21 protein-coding genes are annotated in these 25,212 nt (G+C 59.8%); 13 read left to right on the forward strand and 8 right to left on the reverse strand.

What is annotated here, in order from left to right; all coding sequences use genetic code 11:
* Nucleotides 1-56: 56 nt before the first annotated feature.
* From KSS91_RS04205 to KSS91_RS04225, 5 genes are all read right to left on the reverse strand, one after another.
* Nucleotides 57-2,867, reverse strand: coding sequence for an FAD-binding and (Fe-S)-binding domain-containing protein (locus tag KSS91_RS04205; RefSeq protein ID WP_217837153.1), 2,811 nt, complete (start codon nucleotides 2,865-2,867; stop codon nucleotides 57-59).
* A complete protein-coding gene (locus KSS91_RS04210; protein ID WP_217837154.1) occupies nucleotides 2,864-3,535 on the reverse strand; it encodes a LutC/YkgG family protein in 672 nt (223 codons plus the stop codon). The genes KSS91_RS04205 and KSS91_RS04210 overlap by 4 nt, the downstream gene beginning before the upstream one ends.
* Nucleotides 3,532-4,989, reverse strand: coding sequence for a LutB/LldF family L-lactate oxidation iron-sulfur protein (locus KSS91_RS04215; protein ID WP_116580919.1), 1,458 nt, complete (start codon nucleotides 4,987-4,989; stop codon nucleotides 3,532-3,534). Before KSS91_RS04215 ends, KSS91_RS04210 begins: the two co-directional genes overlap by 4 nt.
* Nucleotides 4,986-5,810: a (Fe-S)-binding protein gene (locus tag KSS91_RS04220; RefSeq protein ID WP_095965955.1), complete on the reverse strand. Its 825-nt coding sequence runs from the start codon at nucleotides 5,808-5,810 to the stop codon at nucleotides 4,986-4,988. Before KSS91_RS04220 ends, KSS91_RS04215 begins: the two co-directional genes overlap by 4 nt.
* Nucleotides 5,811-5,961: 151 nt before the next feature.
* Nucleotides 5,962-7,656 (reverse strand): lactate permease LctP family transporter, encoded by a 1,695-nt coding sequence (locus tag KSS91_RS04225; RefSeq protein ID WP_015093425.1) that lies wholly within the window; start codon nucleotides 7,654-7,656, stop codon nucleotides 5,962-5,964.
* A gap of 261 nt (nucleotides 7,657-7,917) precedes the next feature.
* Here KSS91_RS04225 and KSS91_RS04230 point away from each other — a divergent pair, with 261 nt between their 5' ends.
* A complete protein-coding gene (locus KSS91_RS04230) occupies nucleotides 7,918-8,685 on the forward strand; it encodes a GntR family transcriptional regulator (RefSeq protein ID WP_095965953.1) in 768 nt (255 codons plus the stop codon).
* A 116-nt stretch (nucleotides 8,686-8,801) separates the two neighbouring features.
* Here the strand turns inward: KSS91_RS04230 and smpB are convergent, their stop codons facing one another.
* Nucleotides 8,802-9,284 (reverse strand): SsrA-binding protein SmpB, encoded by a 483-nt coding sequence (smpB, locus tag KSS91_RS04235; protein ID WP_007933497.1) that lies wholly within the window; start codon nucleotides 9,282-9,284, stop codon nucleotides 8,802-8,804.
* Nucleotides 9,285-9,402: 118 nt separating this feature from the next.
* Here smpB and KSS91_RS04240 point away from each other — a divergent pair, with 118 nt between their 5' ends.
* The 3 genes from KSS91_RS04240 to KSS91_RS04250 are packed head-to-tail and all read left to right on the forward strand — an operon-like array spanning nucleotide 9,403 to nucleotide 11,555.
* Complete coding sequence (locus tag KSS91_RS04240; RefSeq protein WP_217837155.1) at nucleotides 9,403-10,806, forward strand: sodium-dependent transporter; 1,404 nt, start codon at nucleotides 9,403-9,405, stop codon at nucleotides 10,804-10,806.
* 7 nt (nucleotides 10,807-10,813) lie between these two features.
* Nucleotides 10,814-11,248, forward strand: coding sequence for a type II toxin-antitoxin system RatA family toxin (locus KSS91_RS04245; RefSeq protein WP_217837156.1), 435 nt, complete (start codon nucleotides 10,814-10,816; stop codon nucleotides 11,246-11,248).
* Complete coding sequence (locus tag KSS91_RS04250; RefSeq protein WP_217837157.1) at nucleotides 11,241-11,555, forward strand: RnfH family protein; 315 nt, start codon at nucleotides 11,241-11,243, stop codon at nucleotides 11,553-11,555. The genes KSS91_RS04245 and KSS91_RS04250 overlap by 8 nt, the downstream gene beginning before the upstream one ends.
* A gap of 61 nt (nucleotides 11,556-11,616) precedes the next feature.
* Here the strand turns inward: KSS91_RS04250 and KSS91_RS04255 are convergent, their stop codons facing one another.
* Nucleotides 11,617-12,144 carry an outer membrane protein assembly factor BamE gene (locus KSS91_RS04255; protein ID WP_007973139.1) on the reverse strand — a complete coding sequence of 176 codons (528 nt, stop codon included), beginning with the start codon at nucleotides 12,142-12,144 and terminating at the stop codon, nucleotides 11,617-11,619.
* Nucleotides 12,145-12,241: 97 nt separating this feature from the next.
* On the opposite strand from KSS91_RS04255, the gene fur reads away from it, so the two are divergent.
* Entirely contained in the window at nucleotides 12,242-12,646 is a 405-nt protein-coding gene (fur, locus tag KSS91_RS04260) for a ferric iron uptake transcriptional regulator (RefSeq protein WP_003197684.1), read from the forward strand.
* Nucleotides 12,647-12,827: 181 nt separating this feature from the next.
* Here fur and recN read toward each other — a convergent pair whose 3' ends face one another.
* Nucleotides 12,828-14,501, reverse strand: coding sequence for a DNA repair protein RecN (recN, locus tag KSS91_RS04265; RefSeq protein ID WP_217837158.1), 1,674 nt, complete (start codon nucleotides 14,499-14,501; stop codon nucleotides 12,828-12,830).
* Between the two features lie 240 nt (nucleotides 14,502-14,741).
* On the opposite strand from recN, the gene grpE reads away from it, so the two are divergent.
* From grpE to KSS91_RS04305, 8 genes are all read left to right on the forward strand, one after another.
* Complete coding sequence (gene grpE / locus KSS91_RS04270) at nucleotides 14,742-15,308, forward strand: nucleotide exchange factor GrpE (protein WP_007988694.1); 567 nt, start codon at nucleotides 14,742-14,744, stop codon at nucleotides 15,306-15,308.
* Between the two features lie 102 nt (nucleotides 15,309-15,410).
* The gene (dnaK, locus tag KSS91_RS04275; RefSeq protein ID WP_126049196.1) at nucleotides 15,411-17,327 is read left to right on the forward strand and encodes a molecular chaperone DnaK; all 1,917 of its coding nucleotides are present in this window, start codon (nucleotides 15,411-15,413) and stop codon (nucleotides 17,325-17,327) included.
* A gap of 296 nt (nucleotides 17,328-17,623) precedes the next feature.
* Complete coding sequence (dnaJ, locus tag KSS91_RS04280) at nucleotides 17,624-18,748, forward strand: molecular chaperone DnaJ (protein ID WP_007973132.1); 1,125 nt, start codon at nucleotides 17,624-17,626, stop codon at nucleotides 18,746-18,748.
* Between the two features lie 10 nt (nucleotides 18,749-18,758).
* Nucleotides 18,759-19,562, forward strand: coding sequence for a 4-hydroxy-tetrahydrodipicolinate reductase (dapB, locus tag KSS91_RS04285; protein ID WP_217837159.1), 804 nt, complete (start codon nucleotides 18,759-18,761; stop codon nucleotides 19,560-19,562).
* Nucleotides 19,563-19,821: 259 nt separating this feature from the next.
* On the forward strand, nucleotides 19,822-20,958 hold the full coding sequence (gene carA, locus KSS91_RS04290) for a glutamine-hydrolyzing carbamoyl-phosphate synthase small subunit (RefSeq protein WP_095965946.1): 1,137 nt from the start codon (nucleotides 19,822-19,824) through the stop codon (nucleotides 20,956-20,958).
* 117 nt (nucleotides 20,959-21,075) lie between these two features.
* Entirely contained in the window at nucleotides 21,076-24,297 is a 3,222-nt protein-coding gene (gene carB / locus KSS91_RS04295) for a carbamoyl-phosphate synthase large subunit (RefSeq protein ID WP_015093434.1), read from the forward strand.
* 2 nt (nucleotides 24,298-24,299) lie between these two features.
* On the forward strand, nucleotides 24,300-24,776 hold the full coding sequence (greA, locus tag KSS91_RS04300; protein ID WP_032829443.1) for a transcription elongation factor GreA: 477 nt from the start codon (nucleotides 24,300-24,302) through the stop codon (nucleotides 24,774-24,776).
* A 28-nt stretch (nucleotides 24,777-24,804) separates the two neighbouring features.
* Complete coding sequence (locus KSS91_RS04305) at nucleotides 24,805-25,209, forward strand: hypothetical protein (RefSeq protein ID WP_015093435.1); 405 nt, start codon at nucleotides 24,805-24,807, stop codon at nucleotides 25,207-25,209.
* Nucleotides 25,210-25,212: the final 3 nt, after the last annotated feature.

The following is a 25,212-nucleotide window of genomic DNA, read 5'->3' on the forward strand; positions in this document are numbered from 1 at the left end:
GGAGCTATCGATTCCGGCAAGTAAGTACATCTATGCACCTTCCTTGGGTCCTGCTATCAGGGCACCCTAGCCTGGGTAACGCGGTCCACCAGATAGACTAGACCGTGGTAATCAATGCCGCCATGTTGCGTCAGCCCGATCTCACAAGTGCGACTGGTGGAAATCCCCTCGCTGCACTGCTGCACCGCGTCCTTGAGTGTGCGCAGCGAATGGGCATTCAGCTGTGGCGTGGTGAAGCCCTTGTCGCCGGCGAAGCCGCAGCAGTGAATGCCTTCGGGAATGACCACGTTTTTGCTGCATTTGCGCGCTAGATCGATCAAGGCCTGACTCTCGCCGAGGTGCTGAGTGCTGCAGGTGACGTGCACTGCAATCGGCGCTTCCTGTGGTGTGAAGTCGAGGCGATCCATCAAGTGCGTGCGGATGAAACGCACCGGGTCGTAGAGGTCCAGTCGAACGTCGCCAAGGTCTTGAGTGAGCCGCAAGGTACAGGGGCTGGTGTCGCAATAAATCGGGTCGAGCCCGCCGCGACTGGCGTGCAGCAAGGCGCCGATCAGTTCCTGGCGCTTGTGTTCGGCTTGTTCGGCGTAGCCTTTGGAGGCGAATGGCTGGCCGCAGCAGAGGTTGTCCAGATTGTCCGGGAAGACCACCTGGTAACCGGCCTTTTCCAGCAGCCCGCGGGTTTTGTCGTACAACGACACCTGCTCTTTATCCCCCGCCGCTGGCCCCATGACCCGCGACACACACGCCGCCAGGTACACCACCCGCGGGCGTTCGTCCGACACGGCGGGACTGAAGCGGATGGCTTTTTCCGGCTGCGGCATGGCGTTGGTCCATTGCGGGACCTGACCTTTGGACAGTTTCGTCAGCGTCGCCGAGAGTTTTGCCAGGCGTGGTGCGCCCAACAACATCCGTGCGCCATTGGCGACGTGCAGGGTGAACCGCGCCCCTTGTAGCGCCGTGGCGAAATTTCCTTCAAGCCAGTTGGCGGTTTTCGTATGGGTTGCCGTGCGGCTGCGGAGTTTTTTCACCAGCTCGCCGGTGTTGATGCCGACCGGGCAACGTTGTGCGCACAGGCCGGTGGCGGCGCAGGTATCGATGCCCTGATATTCGTACGCGGCTTCGAGTTCGGTGGTATCGATGCCGGCGCGTTTTCGCGCCTGAATGTCGCGCCAGATCACGATGCGTTGGCGTGGGCTCAGCGTCAGGCCCTTCGACGGGCAGACCGGTTCGCAGAAGCCGCACTCGATGCACTTGTCCACTATCTCGTCGGCGGCCGGCAAGGGCTTGAGGTGCTTGAGGTGGATCTGCGGATCTTCGCTGAGCACCACGTCCGGGTTGAGAATCCCGTTGGGGTCGAGCAGACGCTTGAGTTGCCACATCAGCTGGTAGGCATCGCTGCCCCATTCCAGCTCGACGAATGGCGCCATGTTGCGCCCGGTGCCATGTTCGGCTTTCAGCGAACCGCCGAACTCCACTGCCACCAATTGCGCCACGTCATCCATGAACGCCTGATAGCGTGCGACTTCTTGCGCGTTGTTGAAGCCTTGGGTGAAGACGAAGTGCAGATTGCCTTCCAGTGCGTGTCCGAAAAGGATCGCTTCATCGTAGTGATGTTTGTCGAACAACTCGATCAGGCGATTGACGCCGATGGCCAGTTGTTCGACCGGAAAGGTGACGTCTTCGATGATCACCGTGGTGCCGGTCTTGCGCACCGCACCGACGGCGGGGAAGGTGTCTTTGCGGATGGCCCAGAGACGGGCGTTTTCCTGTGGGTCCTCCGTAAAGTCGACCTGCTTTTCCACCGGGAACGCCTGCAGCGACGCCATGATCTGTGCCAGTTGTTCGTGCAGCAGGGCGGACGACGCTGCGCGGGATTCGATCAGCAAGGCGCAGGCATTGTTCGACAGATGCTGTACGAAAGACGGCATGCCGGGTTTGTCCTGCACTGAGCGCAAACTGCGCCGGTCCAGCAGTTCCACGGCCGACACCGGTTGGCTTTTCAGTACGGTGACCGCGTTGCAGCAGGTCTCTACATCCGGGAAGACAATCAGGGCCGAGGCCTTGTTCGGGTGGTCGATCACCGTGTCGTAGGTCACCGCACTGATGAACCCGAGCGTACCCTCGGAACCCACCAGCAAGTGGCTCAAGATATCCACAGGTTCGTCGAAATCCACCAGGGCATTTAGCGACAGGCCGGTGGTGTTTTTCAGACGGTATTTGTGGCGGATTCTCGCAGCCAGATCAGCGTTGGCGCGGGTCTCGCGACCCAGAGTCGCCAAGCGCTCCAGCAACGCGGTATGGCTCTGGCGAAACGCCGCGACGCTGGCGGCATCTTCAGTGTCGAGACGACTGCCGTCGGCCAGCACCAGACGAATGCCGGCCAGGGTGTGGTAGGTGTTTTGCGCCGTGCCGCAGCACATGCCACTGGCGTTGTTGGCGACGATGCCGCCGATCTTGCAGGCATTGATCGAGGCCGGGTCCGGGCCGATCTTGCGTCCGAACGGCGCCAGCCAGGCGTTGGCCTGGGCGCCGATCACACCCGGTTGCAGGCGAATCTGTGTGCCTTGCCCGCGAATCTCGCGCGCGTTCCAGTTGTCCCCCAGCACGATCAGCACCGAGTCGCTGATCGCCTGGCCAGAGAGGCTGGTACCGGCGGCGCGGAAGGTCACCGGCACCTGATCGCGTTGCGCCAGTTGCAGCAGCGCCACCACTTCGTCTTCGGACTCGACGCGGATAACCAGTTGCGGAATCAAACGATAGAAACTGGCATCGGTACCGAAGGCCAGGGTCGACAGCGGGTCGTCGAACCGTCGCTCTTGTGGAATCAGTTGCTGTGCATCTCGCAGGAAAGCGGCCGGTAGACTCATTGGTCCTCCAGGATCAGCACCACCAGGTCTTTCGGGCCGTGGGCGCCGTACGCCAGCACTTGCTCGATGTCGGCGGTCTTCGACGGGCCGGACACCAGCAGCGCGTTGGTCGGCATGCCCTGGGCCCATTCGAATTCCTGTTGCACCTGATAGAAGTTGTCGCGGATTTCACTGGCCTTGAGCAGGGCGAAATGCACCGGTGGCGCCAGGCTCATCAAGCGCGGTTCTTCCCGGGTCGGCCAGATAATCAGGCTACCGGTTGCCGCGATGGCGCCGAGGGTGGTGGTCAGGCTCGCCGGGGTGTCGTTGAACAACTCGGCTTTCCATTCTTCAACCGGGCGGTCGTAGGACTTGAGCATCGGCAGATCGGGATTATTCGCCCAATGCTGTGTGATGCGTTGACCGTGGGGCGTTGTCGGTGCGATCAGCAGGCTTGGCAACTGGCGGTCCCGCAGCAATTGCTCCAACAGCACCGGCCACTCTTCGCCGGACGTCAGGTGGATTTCCGTGTGTACCGCTTCCATCAGTTTGCGTAGTTGTGGAATGCGTTGCTCAGGCGAGTAGGTGTAAGGCTGGGTCACCAGATCGACATCAAAGTTGTCGGCCACCGGTGTGGTGCCTGTCAGACTTTTACGCAGTTTGGCGAGGATATTTTGCTTGGCGCTCATCGGCGGTCTCCCTGTTTGGCCAAGTGCTCGCGGGCCATGTCATGGAGTGAGCGGGCGGCGGGTTTCGGTGCGCTGTGGTTTTGCGTCCACGGGCCGACATTGCTCGGCGTGAGGGCGCGCAGGCGGGTGGCGAAGAAACCGAACAGGCGATACAGCGTCGGCGAACTGTTGAGCTTCGCCCAGGCGTTCCAGAGGAAGCGCTCCTTGCGCGAATACTTGCTGCCCTGGCCACGCATCACTTGATGGGGGCTGTCCGGGGCCTTGACGTTTTCTTCGCGCAGGCGCCGCAGCAACGCAGGGATCGGGATTTTTACCGGGCACACTTCGCCGCAGGCACCGCACAGCGAAGAAGCGCTCGGGTGATCCGGGACTTTCGCCAGGCCGACCATGTGCGGGGTGACGATTTTTCCGATAGGGCCGGGGTAAACTTCCCCATAGGCATGACCGCCGATTCGGGTATACACCGGGCAATGATTCATACAGGCACCGCAGCGAATACAGTTCAGGGTCTGGCGCAATTCGCTGTCGGCAAAGGCCTGGCTGCGACCATTGTCGAGCAGTACCAGGTGCACTTCCTGCGGGCCGTCGAGTTCATGCTCCTTGCGCGGGCCGGAGATCATGTTGACGTAGGTCGTGATCGGGATGCCCAGGGCCGAGCGGGTCAGTAGCGACAACAGCGGCACCACATCGCGCAGGTTTTCCACGACTTTTTCGATACCGGTGACGGCGATGTGCACGGGCGGTACGGTGGTGGTCATGCGCCCGTTGCCTTCGTTTTCCACCAGCAGCAGGGTGCCGGTTTCGGCTACGGCGAAGTTGACACCGGAGACGCCGATGTCCGCTTCGAAGAATTTCTGCCGCAAGACCTTGCGACCGATCTGAATGAGTTGGTCAACGTCCTTGGTGTATTCCACCCCAAGTTTGTCGTGGAACAAGGACGCGACCTGACCGGCATTCTTGTGGATTGCCGGCATGATTATGTGTGAAGGCTTCTCGTGGTCGAGCTGGACGATGTACTCGCCCATGTCCGATTCCAGGCATTCAATGCCCCGGTCAGCCAGGAAATGATTCATCTCCATTTCTTCGCTGACCATCGATTTGCCCTTGATCACTTGCCGCCCCTCGTGAGCGCGGATGATCGAGAGGACGATGCCATTGGCCTCGTCCACCGTTTCCGCCCAGTGCACTGTCACACCGTTGCGGGTCAGGTTCTGTTCCAGTTGCTCGAGCAGGTCGGGCAACTTGGAGAGCGCGCGGGCACGGATTGCATTGCCCAGTGCGCGCAAGTGTTCTCTTTCATGGGCATCGCTGAACGCCGCTGCCCGTTTGGTCATCAGTGAATCCATCGCCTTGCGAAAGTTGCCTCGCAATTGCGCGTCACCCAGCGCGTTGTGGGCGCGGGTGCGGAAATCTTCTTCTACGGCAACCGTAGGAATAATCGTGGAGGTGCTCATCGGGCACCTCCGGTACGCTGCCAGAGGAAGCTGGCCAGATGCTGACCGCGCAACGCTTCCTGCTGTTTTTCCAATGAGCCGTTGATGTTCATCAAACAGCCGCAATCGGCACTCAATACCTTGTGCGCACCGGACTCCTTCAACGCCCGGGTCTTGTCAGCCACCATTGCGCCGGAAATGTCTGGCATACGGACGCTGAATGTTCCGCCAAAGCCACAGCACTCACTTTCGTGATCGTGATTGACCCGCTCCACATTGCTCAACTGCGACAACAACTCGCGGCCGTGCAGGTGGGTGTTCATTTCGCGGCGTGCCGAACACGAAGTGTGCAGCGCCACTTTCACCGGCTCGCCGCTGTCCTTGAGCTGCACCTTGCAGACAAACAACAGGAACTCGGCCAGCTCAAAGGTTCTGGCAGCCAGCGCCTGAACCTGTTTCAACGTGTGCGGCTCGTCCTTGAACAAGTCGGCATAGTGTTCGCGCAACATCCCGGCACAAGAGCCTGACGGCACCACCACCGGATAATCCCCGGCAAACAGCGCCAGTTGCGAGCGCGCCACGGTCCGTGCCTGTTCGGTGTAACCCGAGGTGTAGGCCGGTTGTCCGCAGCAGCTTTGCCCTTGCGGGTACTCGACACGAATGCCTTCGCGTTCCAGCAGGTGGATCGCATCCATCCCGGCTTCGGGGTAGAACAAATCGACCACGCAGGTCCCGAACAGGTAGACCCGTGACGGTTTCTCGCTGGGGTATTGCCGAGGCTCGGGCAGTGGCGGGGCGACACGGGTCGCATTCGGCACAGCGTTGTAAAAAAGCTCGCTCATCAGGCGTGTCTCCGGGTGGTCCCGGTTATTCGTCTGTTGAGGCCGCTGAATATAGAGCCGGAAGCTTTCAGCAGCCTTACAGACCGGGGTGTGAATTGCGGACGCCGGGGGCGTGGCCCGGCGTCGGTTTTTGCCGTTTTGCTTGTAGTCCTTAGTGCACCAGCATGCCGGTGAACCAGTAGGCCTGAGCCAGGGTGATCAAGCCGACAATCGTTGCAAAGAATAGGCTGTGCTTGAGCGTGAAGCGGAACAGATCCGATTCCTTGCCCACCAGGCCGGTCGCGGCGCAGGCCACGGCGATCGATTGTGGTGAGATCATCTTGCCGGTCACGCCGCCGCTGGTGTTCGCCGCCACCAGCAAGGTGTCGTTGACACCGATCTGGTGCGCGGTGGTCGCTTGCAGCGAACTGAACAGGGCGTTGGACGAAGTATCGGAGCCGGTGAGGAACACGCCCAGCCAACCGAGGAACGGCGAGAAGAACGGGAAGGCTGCACCGGTGCCTGCCAACACCAAGGCCATGGTCGAGGACATGCCTGAGTAGTTGGTGACGAAGGCGAACGCCAGCACCATGCCGATGGACAGGATCGGCCAGCGCAGTTCGTAGAAGGTCTCTTTAAAAGTGGTAAGACCAATTTTGACGTTGATCTTCAGTACCAGCATCGAGATCAGCGCCGAGAAGAAGATCGCTGTGCCGGTGGCGGAAATCGGGTCCAGTTTGAACACTGCCGGAAGGGCGGTTGGCGCGGCCACGATCGGCGCGACCTTGATCACCATCTGATCCAGGTGCGGGATCGCGAAGTTGAACACGAAGCTGTACATCGAGCCGCCGGCGGCGAACATCGCCTTGAACGGCTTCAGGGTCCAGATGGTGACCAGTACGGTCAGGATCAGGAACGGCGACCAGGCCTTGACGATTTCCCCAAGGCTGTAAGGCGAAGCCACGGTTGTGCGCTTCTGGCCGAAACCACCGACGCTGGCGCTCACCACGGAGGCCGAGACAGCGCCGACGATGTGTTGGCCGGCGGCGCGTTTTGGTTGCCAGACTTTCAGGAACAGGGTCAGGGAAATCAGGCTGGCCAGGGCCGAGGTGATGTCCGGCAGTTCCGGGCCGATGAAGTTCGAGGTGAAGTACTGGGTCACGGCAAAGCTCAAGCCGGCCACCAGGGCTGCTGGCCAGGTTTCCCGCACGCCGCGCAGGCCATCCATCATAAACACCAGCCAGAACGGCACGAACAACGACAGTAGCGGCAGTTGGCGGCCGGTCATGGCGCCGATCTTGAACGCGTCGATGCCGGTCACTTGCCCGGCCACGATGATCGGAATGCCGAGGGCGCCGAAGGCTACCGGCGCGGTGTTGGCGATCAGGCACAAGCCAGCGGCGTACAGCGGGTTGAAGCCCAGTCCTACAAGGAGTGCGGCGGTAATCGCCACCGGCGCGCCGAAACCGGCGGCACCTTCCAGGAATGCACCGAAGCAGAAGCCGATCAGCAGGACCTGCAGGCGCTGGTCATCGGTGATCGACAGGACCGAACTGCGGATGACTTCAAACTGACCGCTCTTGACCGTCAGCTTGTAGAGGAACACCGCTGCCACGATGATCCAGGCAATCGGCCACAGGCCATAAGCGAAGCCATACCCGGCGGCGGCAAGCGCCATATCGACCGGCATCTGGAACGCGAAGATCGCCACCAGGATCGACAAAGCCAGGGTGATGCTGCCGGCCACGTGCCCTTTGAGGCGGAACACGGCCAGGGCGAGGAAGAAAAACACGATGGGGATGACGGCTGCGAGTGCGGACAGGCCGAGGCTGCCGAGCGGGGTATAGAGCTGTTGCCAGGTTTGCATATGGGGTGGCCCCTAATTGTTGTTGGTCAGGCACTGATCAGCGTTTTTGGATAATTGGTAATACCAATTTACAATCGCTGTTGGCTAGGGTAAAAGCCTTGTAGGCGGTGTGTCAATTTGCCGCCCTAAAACTTTTGTCGAATGCAAAGTGCGCAGGTCGTCCGTCTGGCATGAACAAATGCGCTGTGGCAGGTGCTGGTGCGGCGCCGATAGGCCAGAATAGAGCCCCGGCGAGCCGTCGGATCGTGGAGAAATCGAGTTATGGGGTTTGATCAGATTCGTCAGCGCCGTTTGTCTGACGATATTGTCGAGCAGCTTGAGGGCATGATCCTCGAGGGCACGCTGAAGGCCGGGGAGCGCTTACCGGCCGAGCGCGCGTTGGCCGAACAATTTGGCGTGTCCCGCCCTTCGTTGCGTGAAGCCATTCAGAAGCTGACCGCCAAGGGGCTGCTGGTCAGTCGCCAGGGCGGCGGCAACTATGTGGTGGAATCACTGGGTACCACCTTCAGTGATCCCTTGTTGCATCTGCTGGAAAGCAATCCTGAGGCACAGCGCGATCTGCTCGAGTTTCGCCATACGCTGGAGGCGTCCTGCGCCTACTACGCTGCGTTGCGCGCCACCGATGTGGATCGCGAGCGGCTGACCGCGGCATTCAACGCGTTACAGGACTGCTATTCGCGTCACGAAGAGGTGAGTCGTGCCGAAGAGGGGGCTGCGGACGCAAGTTTTCACTTGGCGATCGCCGAGGCCAGCCACAACGCTGTGCTGCTGCATACCATTCGCGGGCTCTTCGATTTGCTCAAGCGCAACGTGGTGACCAACATCGGTGGCATGTACAAGCAGCGCACTGAAACCCGCGACATGCTGATCACGCAGCATCGGGAGTTGTACCAGGCGATTATCGAAGGGCGGGCGGAGCAGGCGCGGGAAGTTTCCAGCCGGCACATTCTGTATGTGCAGGAGGTGCTGGAAGAAGTGCGTCAGGAAGTACAGCGCGTGGCCCGGGCGGAGCGGCGCAAGGGGATGTGACCTTTTGAAGCAAAAGATCGCAGCCTTCGGCAGCTCCTACAGAGAACGCATTCCAATGTAGGAGCTGCCGCAGGCTGCGATCTTTTCGATGGCGCTGCGAATCACAGGCAGAAAAATCAGTCTTCCTTGCCCTTGTTGCGCACCGCACGCTGCAACTCGCGGCCAGCGTCGCGTTCGCGCTCGGTATCGCGCTTGTCGTATTCCTTCTTGCCCTTGCCCAGGGCGATCTCGCACTTGACCATGTGCTTGCTCCAGTACCAGGACAGGCACACGCAGGCGTAACCCTTTTGCTGCACGGCAGCGGCCAGCTTTTCCAGTTCGCGCCGGTTGAGCAGCAACTTGCGGGTGCGCACCGGGTCAGCGATGACGTGGGTGCTGGCGGTCGTCAGGGGCGTAATGTGGCTGCCGAGCAGCCAGGCTTCGCCATCCTTGAGCAGTACATAACTGTCAACCAGTTGCAGCTTGCTTGCCCGCAGACTTTTTACTTCCCAGCCGGCCAGGACCAGACCAGCCTCGAACTTGTGCTCGATGAAGTAATCGTGTCGCGCCTTTTTATTTTGCGCGATGGTCCCTGTTGGGTGTTTCTTCTGTTTAGCCATAGGGGCGGCATTATAGGGAGTTACAACAGAGTCGGCTACGGGGTTGCTACGTGCTTGAGCAGGTTGATTGAATCCCGGACAATGCTGCCTCTTTTTTGAACGCTTGGGCGTGATAACGATGTCGACAGACAAGGTTTCTGTCCACGGCAGTTGGGCTAGCCGCTGGGTCTTCATACTCGCCGCGACCGGTTCGGCCGTGGGGCTGGGTAGTATCTGGAAATTCCCGTACATGGTCGGCGTCTATGGCGGCGGTGCCTTCGTGCTGATGTTCCTGGCCTGCATCGCGCTGATTGGCGTGCCGGTCATGCTGGCCGAAACGCTGATCGGCCGGCGTGCACGGCAGAGCCCGGCCAATGCCCTGAAGACGCTGGCGGTCGAGGCGGGGCAATCGGGCAAATGGTCCTGGGGCGCATTTGCCGGAATGATCACGGCGTTGCTGATCCTGTCGTTCTACAGTGTGGTGGGCGGCTGGTCGCTGGATTACATCATCGACATGGGGCGTGGCGACTTTCAGGGTGTGACCGCGGATCAGGTGGGGGCTTACTTCGGCAATGTCATTGCCGATCCCTGGCGCCTGACACTTTGGCACACGATTTTCATGCTGCTGTCAGCGGTGGTGATCGCAAAGGGCGTGGTCGCCGGGCTTGAGCGCAGTTTGCGCATCATGATGCCGTTGTTGTTCGTGATGGTCCTGGTGCTGCTGGGCTACAGCTTGACCACCGGCCATTTCATGGAGGGCGTGCATTTCATGTTCGACTTCCACCCGGAAAAGGTTATGGATGGCTTGTTGCCCGCGATGGGGCATGCGTTCTTTTCCCTGAGCGTGGGCGTCGGTTCGATCATGATCTATGGCGCCTACATGCCGAAGAGCTCGTCGATATCGGGGACTGTCGTTGGCGTGGCGCTGCTCGACACCTTCGTTTCCCTGGTGGCTGGCCTGGCATTGTTTCCGATTGTTTTCGCGGCGGGCCTGAACCCGAGCGAAGGGCCGGGGCTGATGTTCGTCAGTCTGCCGTTTGCCTTCGGCAACGTGGCGTTCGGGCAATTGATGGGGGTGGTGTTCTTCGTGCTGGTGGCGGTCGCTGCCTGGAGTTCGGCGATTTCCCTGCTTGAACCGATGGTGGCCTACCTGGTGGAACGCACTAAAGTGAGTCGTGCATGGGTCACCTTCTGGCTGGCTTTCAGCTGCTGGTTTGTCGGTCTGGGCACGGTGTTCTCCTTCAATATCTGGAAGGAGGCCAAGTTCTTCGTGAATGAAGGCGGGATGTTCCACCTCTACCAATGGGGAGCAACCGGTGGTCTCGACTTCTTTGGCGTGATCGATTTCTTCACCTCGCGACTCATGCTGCCACTTGGTGGTTTGTGTTTCGTGGTGTTTGCGGGCTGGATCATGGGGCGTGAAGCGGTGCGCGACGAGTTGTCGATCCGCAACCCGGCGCTGTTTGGTCTGTCCTTGTTCTTGATGCGCTATGTGGCGCCCATCGGCATCCTCGTAGTGTTTGCCGCCCAGCTGTGGAAGTAACGCTGACATGACGACACACATTTCACGTTCGGCCTTGCTGCCGTACCCGGCTCAAGCGCTGTATGACCTGGTCAACGACGTGGCGCGCTACCCGGAGTTTCTGCCGTGGTGCTCTTCGGCCGAAGTCCTGGAGAGTTCCCCTGAGCATATGCGGGCGAGCGTTGGGGTGGCCAAGGGTGGCCTTAGCCAGCATTTCGTCACGCGCAACACCCTGATTCCTGGGCAGTCGATCGAAATGAACCTCGAAGAGGGCCCTTTCACCCAATTGCATGGCATCTGGGAATTCAAGGCGCTGACTGACAAAGCCTGCAAGATCAGCCTCGATCTGTCGTTCGATTATGCCGGGCCACTGGTTCGTGCCACCTTGGGGCCGCTGTTCAATCAGGCCGCCAACACCCTGGTGGATGCGTTCTGCCAGCGTGCCAAGCAGATACATGGTTGAGGTCATGATTGAAATCGAGGTGGTCTACGCGGCCGTGGACCGTCAGGTGCTGCTGACGCTGACGGTGCCGGTCGGGACGAGCGTGCGGGCAGCCTTGCTTGGGTCTGCTCTGGCTGAGGAGTTTCCGGAGCTGGATCTGGCCAATTGTCCCGTAGGGATCTTCGGCAAGGTTGTAGCTGATCCAGAGCATCGGTCTGTCCAGGCCGGGGATCGCATCGAGATTTACCGCCCGTTGCTGGCCGACCCGAAAGAGGTGCGCCGACTGCGCGCGGCAAAAGCGGCCGAGGCCAAAGCGCGAAATCAGTGAGTGTCTTGAACACCAGGCAATAAAAAACCCGGGCATGCCGGGCTTTTTATTGCGTCGCAAATTATTGCGGCGAGGTGTCCAGTGGTTGCGGCGTCGGGACCGGAACGGTTTCTACGCCGTCGACGTCCTTCTGGATCTGGTCCAGCAGCGAACCTGGCTTGACCGGCTTTTCTGGTTTTGGCTTCTCGACGTTTTCTGCCGGGGCAGCCACTGTCGTGCCGCTGTCCTTGCCGAGAATGGCTTCGTCACGGCTCACGCCTGGCATGAAATCACCAGAGAGGCTGACAAGCTGATCATTTGGGTTGAAGATAACGCTGATGCGTTCCTGTTGGCGTTCACCGCCACCCGGTTGCAGGCTGTACAGATAATCCCAGCGATCGGCATGGAACGTGTCAGTCAGCAGAGGGTTGCCCATGATAAACCGTACTTGCTTGCGGGTCATTCCCGGGCGTAACTGGTCTATCATGTCCTGCGTGACGACATTGCCCTGCTGGATGTCGATTTTGTAAACCCCGGGGAATGAACAACCGGCGAGTGCGAGCAGTCCCACAAAGGTGAAACTGGTTAGCAAGAGCTTGGTGTTTTGCATCGGTGGGCGACTTCCACTATCTTGGCTGGGACAACGTAAACGCCGATCATACCCGCATTAAGAGAAGCTGCGAAGCAGCATCGCGAGAAAGCTGACCATGGTTGAAAATAGCGAACTACGCAAAGCCGGCCTCAAAGTGACCCTGCCACGGGTCAAAATTCTGCAAATGCTCGACTCCGCCGAGCAACGCCACATGAGTGCCGAGGATGTCTACAAGGCCCTTATGGAGGCTGGTGAGGACGTCGGTCTGGCCACGGTTTACCGTGTTCTGACCCAGTTCGAGGCAGCTGGCCTTGTGGTGCGGCACAACTTCGACGGAGGTCATGCGGTCTTCGAACTGGATGACGGAAAGCATCACGACCATATGGTCAACGTCGAGACCAGCGAAGTGATCGAATTCTTCGACGAAGAAATCGAGCGGCTTCAGAAAGCAATCGTCGACAAGTATGGCTTCGAGATGGTTGATCACAATCTGGTGCTGTACGTACGCAAGAAAAAGTAAGCATGTCGCGCGAACATCCGTTCGCGAAACGAGCGAAGGCGACCCCAGGGTCGCCTTCGTGCTTTCTGCGGTGCACAAGGTTTCTGTAGGAGCTGCCGTAGGCTGCGATCTTTTGATCTGTGCTTTTAGAAAGGGCAAAGTCAAAAGATCGCAGCCTGCGGCAGCTCCTACAGGGGGCGCTTCAGATTTTTGCAGTGACGACCATTTTCTTGGCGTGAGCCAGGGATTCCTTGGTCAGATCGATGCCGCCCAGCATCCGCGCGATTTCTTCGACGCGCTCGTTTTTGCTCAGTTTGGAAACCGCCGTGCGGGTGGCATCTTCTCCGCGCACTTTATGCACAAATAGATGCTGATGGCCCTGAGCTGCCACTTGCGGCAAGTGGGTTACGGTCAGTACCTGCCCACGCTCACCGAGCCTGCGCAGCAACTGGCCGACGATTTCTGCGGTCGGGCCGCCAATGCCGACGTCGACTTCGTCGAATACCAGGGTCGGTACGCGGGAGGTCTGTGCAGTGATCACCTGAATCGCCAGGCTGATCCGCGACAGTTCGCCGCCGGACGCCACTTTCGCCAGGGCCTTCAGTGGCTGGCCGGGGTTGGCGCTGACCAGCAGTTCTACCTGTTCGAGCCCGTTTGGCAGTAGTTCGTTGCCGCTGTTCGGACGCAGTTCAATGGTGAAGCGGCCACCTGGCATGCCCAGTCGCTGGATTTCCTGCTCCACGGCGCTGGCCAGGCTGTTCGAGGCTTGATGCCTTAGATCGCTCAGCTCCCGGGCCTTTTCCTGGTAGTGACGGGCATAGGACGACAGCTCATCGCTCAGGCGCTCGATGGATTCGTCGTTGGCATTCAGGGTCTCGATTTCATCCAGCAGTTTCTGCTGCATCTCGGCCACTTCAGTCGGCTGGATGCGGTGTTTGCGCGCCAGGGTGTAGATCGCATCGAGGCGTTCTTCCAGGTATTGAAGGCGCGATGGATCGGCATCGAAATTGTCGAGGAAGCGGTTCAGTTCGCCCACGGCCTCTTCAACCTGGATCTGTGCGCTGGTCAGCAAGCTGCTGGCTTCGCCGAGGGCGCCGATCGAGCTGTTCACGCTCGACAGGCGGTTGAGGCTGGCGGTGAGGGCGTTGAGGACATTCCCGGAATCACTTTCGCTGCATTGTTCGACGACTTGCCGGCAAATCCCCAGCAGCGTTTCGGCGTTGGTCAGGTTCTTGTGTTCCTGTTCCAGCTGCTCGAGCTCATTGTCGCCGAGGCCAAGGTTTTCCAGTTCTTCGAGTTGATAGCTGAGCAATTGATGACGTGCACGTTGCTCGTCGCCGGAGTTGGAGAGCCGCTCCAGTTCCTGGCGGGTCTGGCGCCAGCGTTGGGCGGCCAGTTGAACCTGGCGGGCCAGATCCGTTGCGCCGGCATATTCATCGAGCAGGCGGCGGTGGGTGTCGGTCTTGAGCAGGGATTGGTGTTCGTGCTGGCTGTGAATGTCGATCAGCAACTCGCCCAGCGCCTTGAGATCGCCAAGCGGGCAGGGCGTGCCGTTGATGTAGCCGCGCGAGCGACCTTCTGATGTGATCACCCGGCGCAGGATGCACGGGCCGTCGTTTTCGAGGTCGCGTTCGGCCAGCCAGGCGCTGGCTTCCGGAATGTCGGCCAGATCGAAGGTGGCCAGGATATCGGCCTTGTCGGCGCCCGGGCGGACCACGCCGCTGTCGGCACGATCGCCCAGGGTCAGGCCCAGCGCGTCGAGCATGATCGACTTGCCCGCGCCGGTTTCCCCGGTGATCACGCTCATCCCGCGATCGAGTTCGAGATCGAGATGTTCAACGATGGCGTAGTTGTGTACGGACAGGTGCACCAGCATATGGGCCGCTCCCAGGTGTTAGGTCTGGTTATTTATACAGTGTTTTGTTTCTGGCTGACAATGCCCTCCGTTAGCTCGATTCGCTCGGTCCGACAAAACCCTTATCGCGAGCTGGCATGACAATGCGATTGTTTTTTGTAGGGTTAATCATCGACGCCCCTTGAAGCCGGATTTTGCGGCCCCATATAGCTGGGCAGAAGCGCGAGTTGAGCTCGCGGACGATATTGAAAGGAGAAATCTATGGCTGACGAACAGACAGTGGATACGCAAAACCCAGACGCCAACCAGGCGCCCGAGGCTTCGGGTGAAGACCTGGCGGCTCGTGTACAAGTGCTCGAAGAGCAACTGGCAGGCGCTCAGGATCAGGCTTTGCGTGTAGCCGCCGATCTGCAGAACGTCCGCCGTCGCGCCGAGCAGGATGTGGAGAAGGCTCACAAGTTTGCGCTGGAAAAATTCGCCGGCGACCTGTTGCCGATCGTCGACAGCCTGGAGCGCGGCCTGGAGCTGTCCAGCCCGGACGACGAAAGCATTCGTCCGATGCGCGAAGGCATCGAGCTGACCCTGAAAATGTTCCACGACACTCTCAAGCGTTATCAGCTTGAAGCGATCGATCCGCATGGCGAACCGTTCAATGCCGTTCAGCATCAGGCGATGGCCATGCAGGAAAGCGCCGATGTCGAGCCGAACAGTGTTCTGAAGGTGTTCCAGAAGGGCTATCAGCTCAATGGTCGCCTGCTGCGCCCGGCGATGGTTGTGGTCAGCAAGGCGCCTGCGCCGGTTTCGCCTTCGATTGACGAGCAGGCTTGAAATCCGCCGCAAGGCCCCCATTTATAAGTCAAGCGTTTAAGTGCTACCGCAGTTAGCCACCACTGCTGCGGCAACCAAATCCAAAGTTTCGGGAGAGTGAACATGGGCAAAATTATCGGTATCGACCTGGGGACTACCAACTCCTGCGTCTCCGTGCTGGAAAACGGCAAGGCCAAAGTTATTGAAAACGCTGAAGGCGCGCGTACCACGCCGTCGATCATCGCTTACGCCAACGATGGCGAAATCCTGGTTGGCCAGTCGGCCAAGCGTCAGGCTGTGACCAATCCGCATAACACCCTGTATGCGGTGAAGCGTCTGATCGGTCGTCGTTTCGACGAAGAAGTCGTGCAGAAAGACATTCAGATGGTCCCTTACAAGATCGTCAAGGCTGACAACAACGACGCCTGGGTTGAAGTGAACGGCCAGAAAATGGCACCGCCACAGATCTCGGCTGAAATCCTGAAGAAAATGAAGAAGACCGCCGAAGACTACCTCGGCGAGACCGTGACTGAAGCGGTGATCACCGTTCCGGCCTACTTCAACGACAGCCAGCGTCAGGCGACCAAAGACGCCGGCCGCATCGCCGGTCTGGACGTAAAACGTATCATCAACGAGCCAACCGCTGCTGCTCTGGCTTACGGTATGGACAAGGCCAAGGGCGATCACACCGTGATCGTTTACGACCTGGGCGGCGGTACTTTCGACGTTTCCGTGATCGAGATCGCTGAAGTCGATGGCGAGCACCAGTTTGAAGTACTGGCCACCAACGGTGACACGTTCCTGGGCGGTGAAGACTTTGACATTCGTCTGATCGACTACCTCGTCGACGAATTCAAGAAAGAAAGCGGCATGAACCTCAAGGGTGACCCGCTGGCCATGCAGCGCCTGAAAGAAGCCGCTGAAAAAGCCAAGATCGAACTGTCCTCGAGCCAGTCGACCGACGTGAACCTGCCGTACATCACTGCAGACGCCACTGGTCCGAAGCACCTGAACGTGAAGATCTCCCGCGCCAAGCTCGAAGCATTGGTGGAAGACCTGGTTCAGCGCACCATCGAGCCTTGCCGCATCGCAATGAAAGATGCCGGTATCGACGTTGGCGCGATCAACGACGTGATCCTGGTGGGCGGTCAGACCCGTATGCCACTGGTTCAGAAGCTGGTCACCGAGTTCTTCGGTAAAGAAGCTCGTAAAGACGTCAACCCGGACGAAGCGGTTGCCATGGGTGCTGCCATCCAGGGTGCGGTACTGGCCGGTGACGTAAAAGACGTTCTGCTGCTCGACGTCAGCCCGCTGACCCTGGGTATCGAAACCATGGGTGGCGTGATGACTGCGCTGATCGAGAAAAACACCACGATTCCTACCAAGAAATCGCAAGTGTTCTCGACTGCCGACGACAACCAGGGCGCCGTGACCATTCACGTGCTGCAAGGCGAGCGTAAGCAGGCTGCTCAGAACAAGTCCCTGGGCAAGTTCGACCTGGCCGACATTCCACCAGCTCCACGTGGCGTGCCGCAGATCGAAGTGACCTTCGACATCGACGCCAACGGCATCCTGCACGTAGGTGCTAAGGACAAGGCCACCGGCAAGACTCAGTCGATCGTGATCAAGGCCAACTCCGGTCTGTCCGACGAGGAAATCGAGCGCATGGTGCGTGATGCCGAGGCTAACGCCGAGGAAGACCGCAAGTTCGAAGAGCTGGCCGCTGCCCGTAACCAGGGCGACGCACTGGTTCACTCGACGCGCAAAATGGTGACCGATGCCGGCGATAAAGTGACTGCCGAAGAGAAGACTGCAATCGAAGCTGCCGTAGTTGCCCTGGAAGCCGCCGTCAAAGGCGACGACAAGGCCGCTATCGACGCCAAGGTTGAAGAGCTGTCGAAAGTCTCCGCTCCGGTGGCGCAGAAGATGTACGCCGAACAGGCTCAGCCTGCTGAAGGCGCTGCACCGCAGGGCGAATCGGCAGAGAAGGCTGACGACGTTGTCGATGCCGAGTTCGAAGAAGTCAAAGACCACAAGTAAGTTGTTGGTCGGCCGGTTGACTGCCTTTAGGCGGTGACTGGTAGGATGTCGCCGCGCGGGAGCTTGCTCCCGCGTTGGCGTATCTGGAATACGCGAATTTTTACAGCATGCGACGAAGTTCGGATGCTGCTGGCATGCCCGGGAATGCTCCTGCTTTCCGAGCCGAAAGTGCCACTTTGAAACAAAGACCAGGATCGTTGAATTGACGTGAGTTGGGTCCGGGCCTGTATTGGGGCTCAACGAGTTCGGCAAACTCAGGAGGGTTTTGCCGGACGTCCTCAAGAGTGCAAAGACTTATGGCAAAGCGTGACTATTACGAAGTATTGGGTGTTGAGCGTGGCTCAAGCGAAGCGGACCTGAAAAAGGCTTACCGTCGCCTGGCGATGAAGCACCACCCGGACCGTAATCCCGATGACAAGGCGTCGGAAGAGATGTTCAAGGAGGCCAACGAGGCCTACGAAGTGCTATCGGATTCCAGCAAGCGCGCGGCCTACGACCAGTACGGCCATGCCGGTGTCGACCCGAGCATGGGTGGCGGCGGTGCCGGTTTCGGTGGCCAGAACTTCTCCGACATCTTTGGCGATGTCTTCAGTGACTTCTTCGGTGGCGGTCGCGGCGGTTCCCGTGGCGGCGCTCAGCGCGGCAGTGACTTGCGCTACACCCTGGAGCTGGACCTGGAAGAAGCGGTACGCGGCACGACCGTGAATATCCGCGTTCCGACGCTGGTCAATTGCAAGCCGTGCGATGGCTCCGGTGCCAAGAAAGGTTCTTCGCCGGTGACCTGTCCGACGTGCGGCGGTATCGGCCAGGTGCGCATGCAGCAAGGCTTCTTCTCGGTGCAGCAGACCTGCCCGCGCTGCCATGGCCAGGGCAAGATCATTTCCGATCCGTGTGATTCCTGCCACGGCGAAGGTCGCGTCGAAGAGTACAAGACCCTGTCGGTGAAAGTGCCGGCCGGCGTCGATACCGGTGACCGCATTCGTCTGTCCGGCGAAGGCGAGGCGGGTGCCCAGGGTGGCCCGACCGGTGATCTGTACGTGGTGATCAACGTGCGCGAGCACTCGATCTTCCAGCGTGATGGCAAGCACCTGTTCTGCGAAGTGCCGATCAGCTTCGTCGATGCGGCGCTGGGTGGCGAGCTGGAGATTCCGACCCTTGATGGCCGGGTCAAGTTGAAGATCCCCGAGGGGACCCAGACCGGCAAGCAGTTCCGTGTGCGTGGCAAGGGTGTCGCTCCTGTGCGTGGCGGTGGTGCGGGCGACTTGATGTGCCGTGTGGCGGTCGAAACGCCGGTCAACCTGAGCCGTCGCCAGCGCGAAATGCTCGAGGAATTCCGCAGTTCGCTGGCGGACGACAACAGCCATTCGCCGAAAACCACTGGCTGGTTCGAAGGCGTGAAACGCTTCTTCGGCGATTTGTAAGGAGACAGGCATGCGACGTATTGCAGTGATGGGCGCCGCCGGGCGCATGGGCAAGACCCTGATTGAAGCGGTGCAGCAGGCACCAGGCGCCGGGTTGACGGCGGCAGTGGATCGTCCTGACAGCACGCTGGTCGGTGCGGATGCCGGTGAACTGGCGGCTATCGGTCGCATCGGCGTGCCGCTGTCCGGCGATCTGGATCGGGTGGTCGACGAATTCGACGTGCTGATCGACTTCACACACCCGACGGTGACCCTGAAGAACCTGGCTTTCTGTCGTAAACACGGCAAGGCCATGATCATCGGTACCACGGGCTTCAGTGTTGAAGAAAAGCAGTTGCTGGCGGAAGCGGGCAAGGACATTCCGATTGTCTTCGCGGCCAACTTCAGTGTCGGGGTCAACCTGTGCCTGAAGTTGCTCGACACGGCTGCTCGCGTATTGGGTGACGATGTCGATATCGAAATCACCGAGGCTCACCATCGGCATAAAGTCGACGCGCCGTCCGGCACTGCCGTGCGCATGGGTGAGGTGATTGCCGATGCGTTGGGTCGTGACCTGAAGAAAGTGGCGGTGTATGGCCGTGAAGGCCAGACCGGTGCGCGTGATCGTGAAACCATCGGCTTCACCACTGTGCGTGCCGGCGACATCGTCGGTGATCACACCGTGCTGTTTGCCGCCGACGGCGAGCGTGTCGAGATCACCCACAAGGCGTCCAGTCGCATGACCTTCGCCAAGGGCGCGGTACGTGCTGCATTGTGGCTGGACGGGCGCGAGCCTGGCCTTTACGACATGCAAGACGTGCTCGATCTGCGTTAAGATGCACCCGAAATCGGGCTCGCGCACAGCGTTCGAGCCCGGTTTTGTTCCGTCAAGCGACGTCCTGTCGCATTCTCCAGCCTTTAAGGCTCATTGGCGGTAGACCGAAAAGGCCTTTTTCTGTAAGCTACAGCTTTAGTGTGTCCACTAAAAGCGCGCAGAATAATTCAGTGAAGAAGCGGGGTGACGTGTCCATACGTCACTCCGCTTTTTTACAACCTGCGATCGCCCTTTCAGGCTTTATTTACGGGAGGTCTTCTTGACTAAGCCAGCCATACTCGCCCTTGCTGATGGCAGCATTTTTCGCGGCGAAGCCATTGGAGCCGACGGTCAAACCGTTGGTGAGGTGGTGTTCAACACCGCAATGACCGGCTATCAGGAAATCCTTACCGATCCTTCCTACGCCCAACAGATCGTTACCCTGACTTACCCGCACATCGGCAACACCGGCACCACTCCGGAAGACGCCGAGTCCAACCGCGTCTGGTCCGCTGGCCTGGTCATCCGTGACCTGCCTCTGGTGGCGAGCAACTGGCGTAACACGATGTCCCTGTCCGATTACCTGAAGGCCAACAACGTTGTAGCCATCGCCGGTATCGACACCCGCCGCCTGACGCGCATCCTGCGTGAAAAAGGCGCGCAGAACGGCTGCATCATGGCCGGTGACAACATTTCCGAAGAAGCCGCCATCGCCGCCGCCCAGGGTTTTCCTGGTCTGAAAGGCATGGATCTGGCGAAGGTTGTCAGCACCAAGGACAGCTACGAATGGCGTTCGACTGTCTGGGATCTGAAAACCGACAGCCACGCGACCATCGAAGCTTCCGAGCTGCCGTACCACGTGGTTGCCTACGACTACGGCGTCAAGGTGAACATTCTGCGCATGCTGGTCGAGCGCGGTTGCCGCGTGACCGTGGTGCCGGCGCAAACCCCTGCTGCCGATGTGCTGGCGCTGAAGCCGGACGGCGTGTTCCTGTCCAACGGCCCTGGTGATCCGGAGCCATGCGACTACGCGATCCAGGCGATCAAGGACGTGCTGGAAACCGAGATCCCGGTCTTCGGTATCTGCCTCGGTCACCAACTGCTGGCCCTGGCCTCCGGTGCCAAGACCCTGAAAATGGGTCACGGTCACCACGGTGCCAACCACCCGGTCCAGGACCTGGACACCGGTGTGGTGATGATCACCAGCCAGAACCACGGTTTTGCCGTGGACGAAGCCACCCTGCCGGCCAACGTTCGCGCGATCCACAAATCGCTGTTCGACGGCACCCTGCAAGGGATCGAGCGTACCGACAAGAGCGCCTTCAGCTTCCAGGGTCACCCGGAAGCCAGCCCTGGCCCGAACGACGTGGCGCCATTGTTCGATCGCTTCATCAACGAGATGGCCAAGCGACGCTGATCGCTCGCCATGATGTAGCAAAGCTTGAGGGTGGTCCCGCATCGGCGGCCCCCTCAAGTCTTCAGAGATTGAACAAGACGGCTTGCCGACTGACCTGCGGATTTGAGTGACAAACCCATGCCAAAACGTACAGACATTAAAAGCATCCTGATTCTCGGCGCTGGCCCGATCGTGATCGGCCAGGCCTGCGAATTCGACTACTCCGGCGCCCAGGCCTGTAAAGCCCTGCGCGAGGAGGGTTACCGCGTCATCCTGGTGAACTCCAACCCGGCCACCATCATGACCGACCCGGCCATGGCCGACGCCACCTACATCGAGCCGATCAAGTGGCAGACCGTTGCCAAGATCATCGAGAAAGAGCGTCCGGACGCGCTGCTGCCGACCATGGGTGGCCAGACCGCCCTGAACTGCGCCCTGGACCTGGAGCGCGAAGGCGTTCTGGAGAAGTTCGGCGTAGAGATGATCGGTGCCAACGCCGATACCATCGACAAGGCTGAAGACCGTTCGCGTTTCGACAAGGCGATGAAGTCCATCGGCCTGGCGTGCCCGCGTTCCGGTATCGCCCACAGCATGGAAGAGGCCAACGCGGTCCTCGAGAAGCTCGGCTTCCCGTGCATCATCCGTCCGTCCTTCACCATGGGCGGCACCGGTGGCGGTATCGCTTACAACCGTGAAGAGTTCGAAGAAATCTGCGCCCGTGGTCTGGACCTGTCGCCAACCAAAGAGCTGCTGATCGACGAATCGCTGATCGGCTGGAAAGAATACGAGATGGAGGTTGTCCGCGATAAGAAGGACAACTGCATCATCGTCTGCTCCATCGAAAACTTCGACCCGATGGGCGTGCACACCGGTGACTCGATCACCGTTGCTCCGGCACAGACCCTGACCGACAAGGAATACCAGATCCTGCGTAACGCCTCCCTGGCGGTGCTGCGCGAGATCGGCGTGGAAACCGGTGGTTCCAACGTTCAGTTCGGTATCTGCCCGAACACTGGTCGCATGGTCGTGATCGAAATGAACCCGCGCGTATCGCGTTCCTCGGCGCTGGCTTCGAAAGCCACTGGCTTCCCGATCGCCAAGGTCGCGGCCAAGCTGGCTGTGGGCTACACCCTCGACGAGCTGTCGAACGACATCACTGGCGGCAAGACCCCGGCGTCTTTCGAACCGTCCATCGACTACGTCGTGACCAAGCTGCCACGTTTCGCCTTCGAGAAGTTCTCCAAGGCTGACGCGCGCCTGACCACCCAAATGAAGTCGGTGGGTGAAGTCATGGCCATCGGCCGTACCTTCCAGGAATCCCTGCAGAAAGCCCTGCGCGGCCTGGAAGTTGGTGTTTGCGGCCTGGACGAGAAGGTTGATCTGAGCAACCCGGAAAGCATGAGCGTGCTCAAGCGAGAGCTGACCGTGCCGGGCGCCGAGCGTATCTGGTACGTGGCGGACGCCATGCGCGCCGGCATGAGTGTTGAAGACATCTTCGGCATGACCATGATCGATCCTTGGTTCCTGGTGCAGATGGAAGACCTGATCAAGGACGAAGAGAAGGTCAAGACCCTGGGTCTGACCAGCATCGACCGTGACCTGATGTTCCGCCTCAAGCGCAAAGGCTTCTCCGACATGCGGCTGGCCAAGCTGCTGGGTGTGACCGAGAAGGCCCTGCGTGCTCATCGTCACAAGCTGGAAATCTTCCCGGTCTACAAGCGCGTCGACACCTGCGCTGCCGAGTTCGCCACCGACACCGCTTACCTGTACTCGACGTACGAGGAAGAGTGCGAAGCAGCGCCATCGGGTCGCGACAAGATCATGATCCTGGGCGGCGGTCCGAACCGTATCGGCCAGGGCATCGAGTTCGACTACTGCTGCGTACACGCGGCACTGGCCCTGCGCGATGATGGTTACGAGACCATCATGGTCAACTGCAACCCGGAAACCGTTTCCACCGACTACGACACCTCTGATCGCCTGTACTTCGAGCCAGTGACCCTGGAAGACGTGCTGGAAATCGTTCGCGTCGAGAAGCCGAAAGGCGTGATCGTCCAGTACGGCGGCCAGACCCCGCTGAAACTGGCCCGCGCCCTGGAAGCTGCTGGCGTGCCGATCATCGGCACCAGCCCTGACGCCATCGACCGTGCCGAAGACCGTGAGCGCTTCCAGCAAATGGTTCAGCGCCTGAACCTGCGTCAGCCGCCAAACGCCACCGTGCGCAGCGAAGACGAAGCCATTCGTGCTGCCGCCAAGATCGGTTACCCGTTGGTGGTGCGCCCGTCCTACGTACTGGGCGGTCGTGCGATGGAAATCGTCTACGAAGAAGAAGAACTCAAGCGCTACCTGCGTGAAGCGGTTCAAGTGTCCAACGACAGCCCGGTGCTGCTGGACCACTTCCTCAACTGCGCCATCGAAATGGACGTGGATGCGGTCTGCGACGGTAAAGATGTGGTAATCGGCGCGATCATGCAGCACATCGAGCAGGCCGGTGTTCACTCCGGTGACTCCGCGTGCTCGCTGCCGCCGTACTCGCTGCCGGCGCACATCCAGGACGAGATGCGCGAACAGGTCAAGAAAATGGCCCTGGAACTGGGCGTGGTCGGCCTGATGAACGTTCAGTTGGCGCTGCAAGGCGAAGACATCTACGTCATCGAAGTCAACCCGCGCGCTTCCCGTACCGTACCGTTCGTGTCCAAGTGCATCGGTGTTTCCCTGGCGATGATCGCAGCGCGCGTCATGGCCGGTAAAACCCTGAAAGAACTGGGTTTCACCAAGGAAATCATCCCGAACTTCTACAGCGTGAAAGAGGCGGTGTTCCCGTTCGCCAAATTCCCTGGCGTTGACCCGATCCTCGGCCCGGAGATGAAGTCGACCGGTGAAGTGATGGGCGTGGGCGACACCTTCGGTGAAGCGTTCGCCAAGGCCCAGATGGGTGCCAGCGAAGTGTTGCCGACCGGCGGTACTGCGTTCATCAGCGTACGTGACGACGACAAGCCGCTGGTTGCAGGCGTGGCCCGTGATCTGATCAACTTGGGCTTCGAAGTGGTTGCCACTGCCGGGACTGCCAAGCTGATCGAGGCTGCAGGCCTGAAAGTGCGCCGTGTGAACAAGGTGACCGAGGGTCGTCCGCACGTGGTCGACATGATCAAGAATGACGAAGTCACGCTGATCATCAACACCACCGAAGGTCGTCAGTCGATCGCTGATTCGTACTCCATTCGTCGTAATGCCCTGCAGCACAAGATTTACTGCACCACCACCATTGCTGCTGGCGAAGCCATCTGCGAAGCGCTGAAGTTCGGTCCCGAGAAGACCGTGCGCCGCTTGCAGGATCTACACGCAGGATTGAAGGCATGAGCATAACGAAGTACCCAATGACCGTTCAGGGCGCTCGCGCCCTGGAAGAAGAGCACACTCACCTGACCAAGGTCGTTCGTCCGAAGCTCAGCCAGGACATCGGTACGGCCCGCGAGTTGGGCGACTTGAAGGAAAACGCCGAATACCACGCTGCCCGCGAGCAGCAGGGTATGGTCGAGGCGCGGATCCGTGACATCGAAGGCCGCATGCAGAACGCGGTGATCATCGATGTGACGACCATTCCTCACACTGGCAAGGTGATTTTCGGCACCACCGTCGAAATCGCCAACGTCGAAACCGATGAAAGCGTGACTTACCAGATCGTTGGTGAGGACGAGGCTGACATCAAGCTGGGCAAGATTTCCGTCGGTTCGCCGATCGCTCGCGCCTTGATTGCCAAGGAAGAGGGTGATGTGGTCGCTGTGAAAACGCCTGGCGGTGTTATCGAGTACGAGATTGTCGAAGTTCGCCACGTCTGAAGGCCGGCGCCCGTTTCTTGCGGGCGCCATGCTTTGGCAACTGACCCAGATGTTGTGGGTCGGTGGCTTGTGGCTGTTGCAAGTTGGTCTGTTGCCGGTGCTGGGCCGAATTGGCCTGGCGCCGCTACTGATCGACGAAATCGCAGGTACGCTCAATGCGCTGGTAGTGGGATTCGCTACGGCGTGTTTGATTTTTCAGGCTTTGGTGCTGATTAAGGCCGAGGGCCTTGTCAGTCTATGGCGGGATATACGCGGGCAACTGCTGTTGATGGCACTGTATGCGTGCGCGATGTTCTTCGTGGTGCGCTTCGGTTGGCCGGATGCGCTGCGTTGGCAGGCGTTCAGCTATCTTGTCCTGGGCTTTTCCGGGCTGGTGCTGGTGTTGCAGCCGGTTCCGGGGTGGAGTGGCAGGGTGCGCCAGGCACACCCTTGACCC

Origin of the sequence: Pseudomonas azerbaijanorientalis, from assembly GCF_019139795.1 — a bacterium.
Classification (GTDB): Bacteria; Pseudomonadota; Gammaproteobacteria; order Pseudomonadales; family Pseudomonadaceae; genus Aquipseudomonas; species Aquipseudomonas laurylsulfatiphila.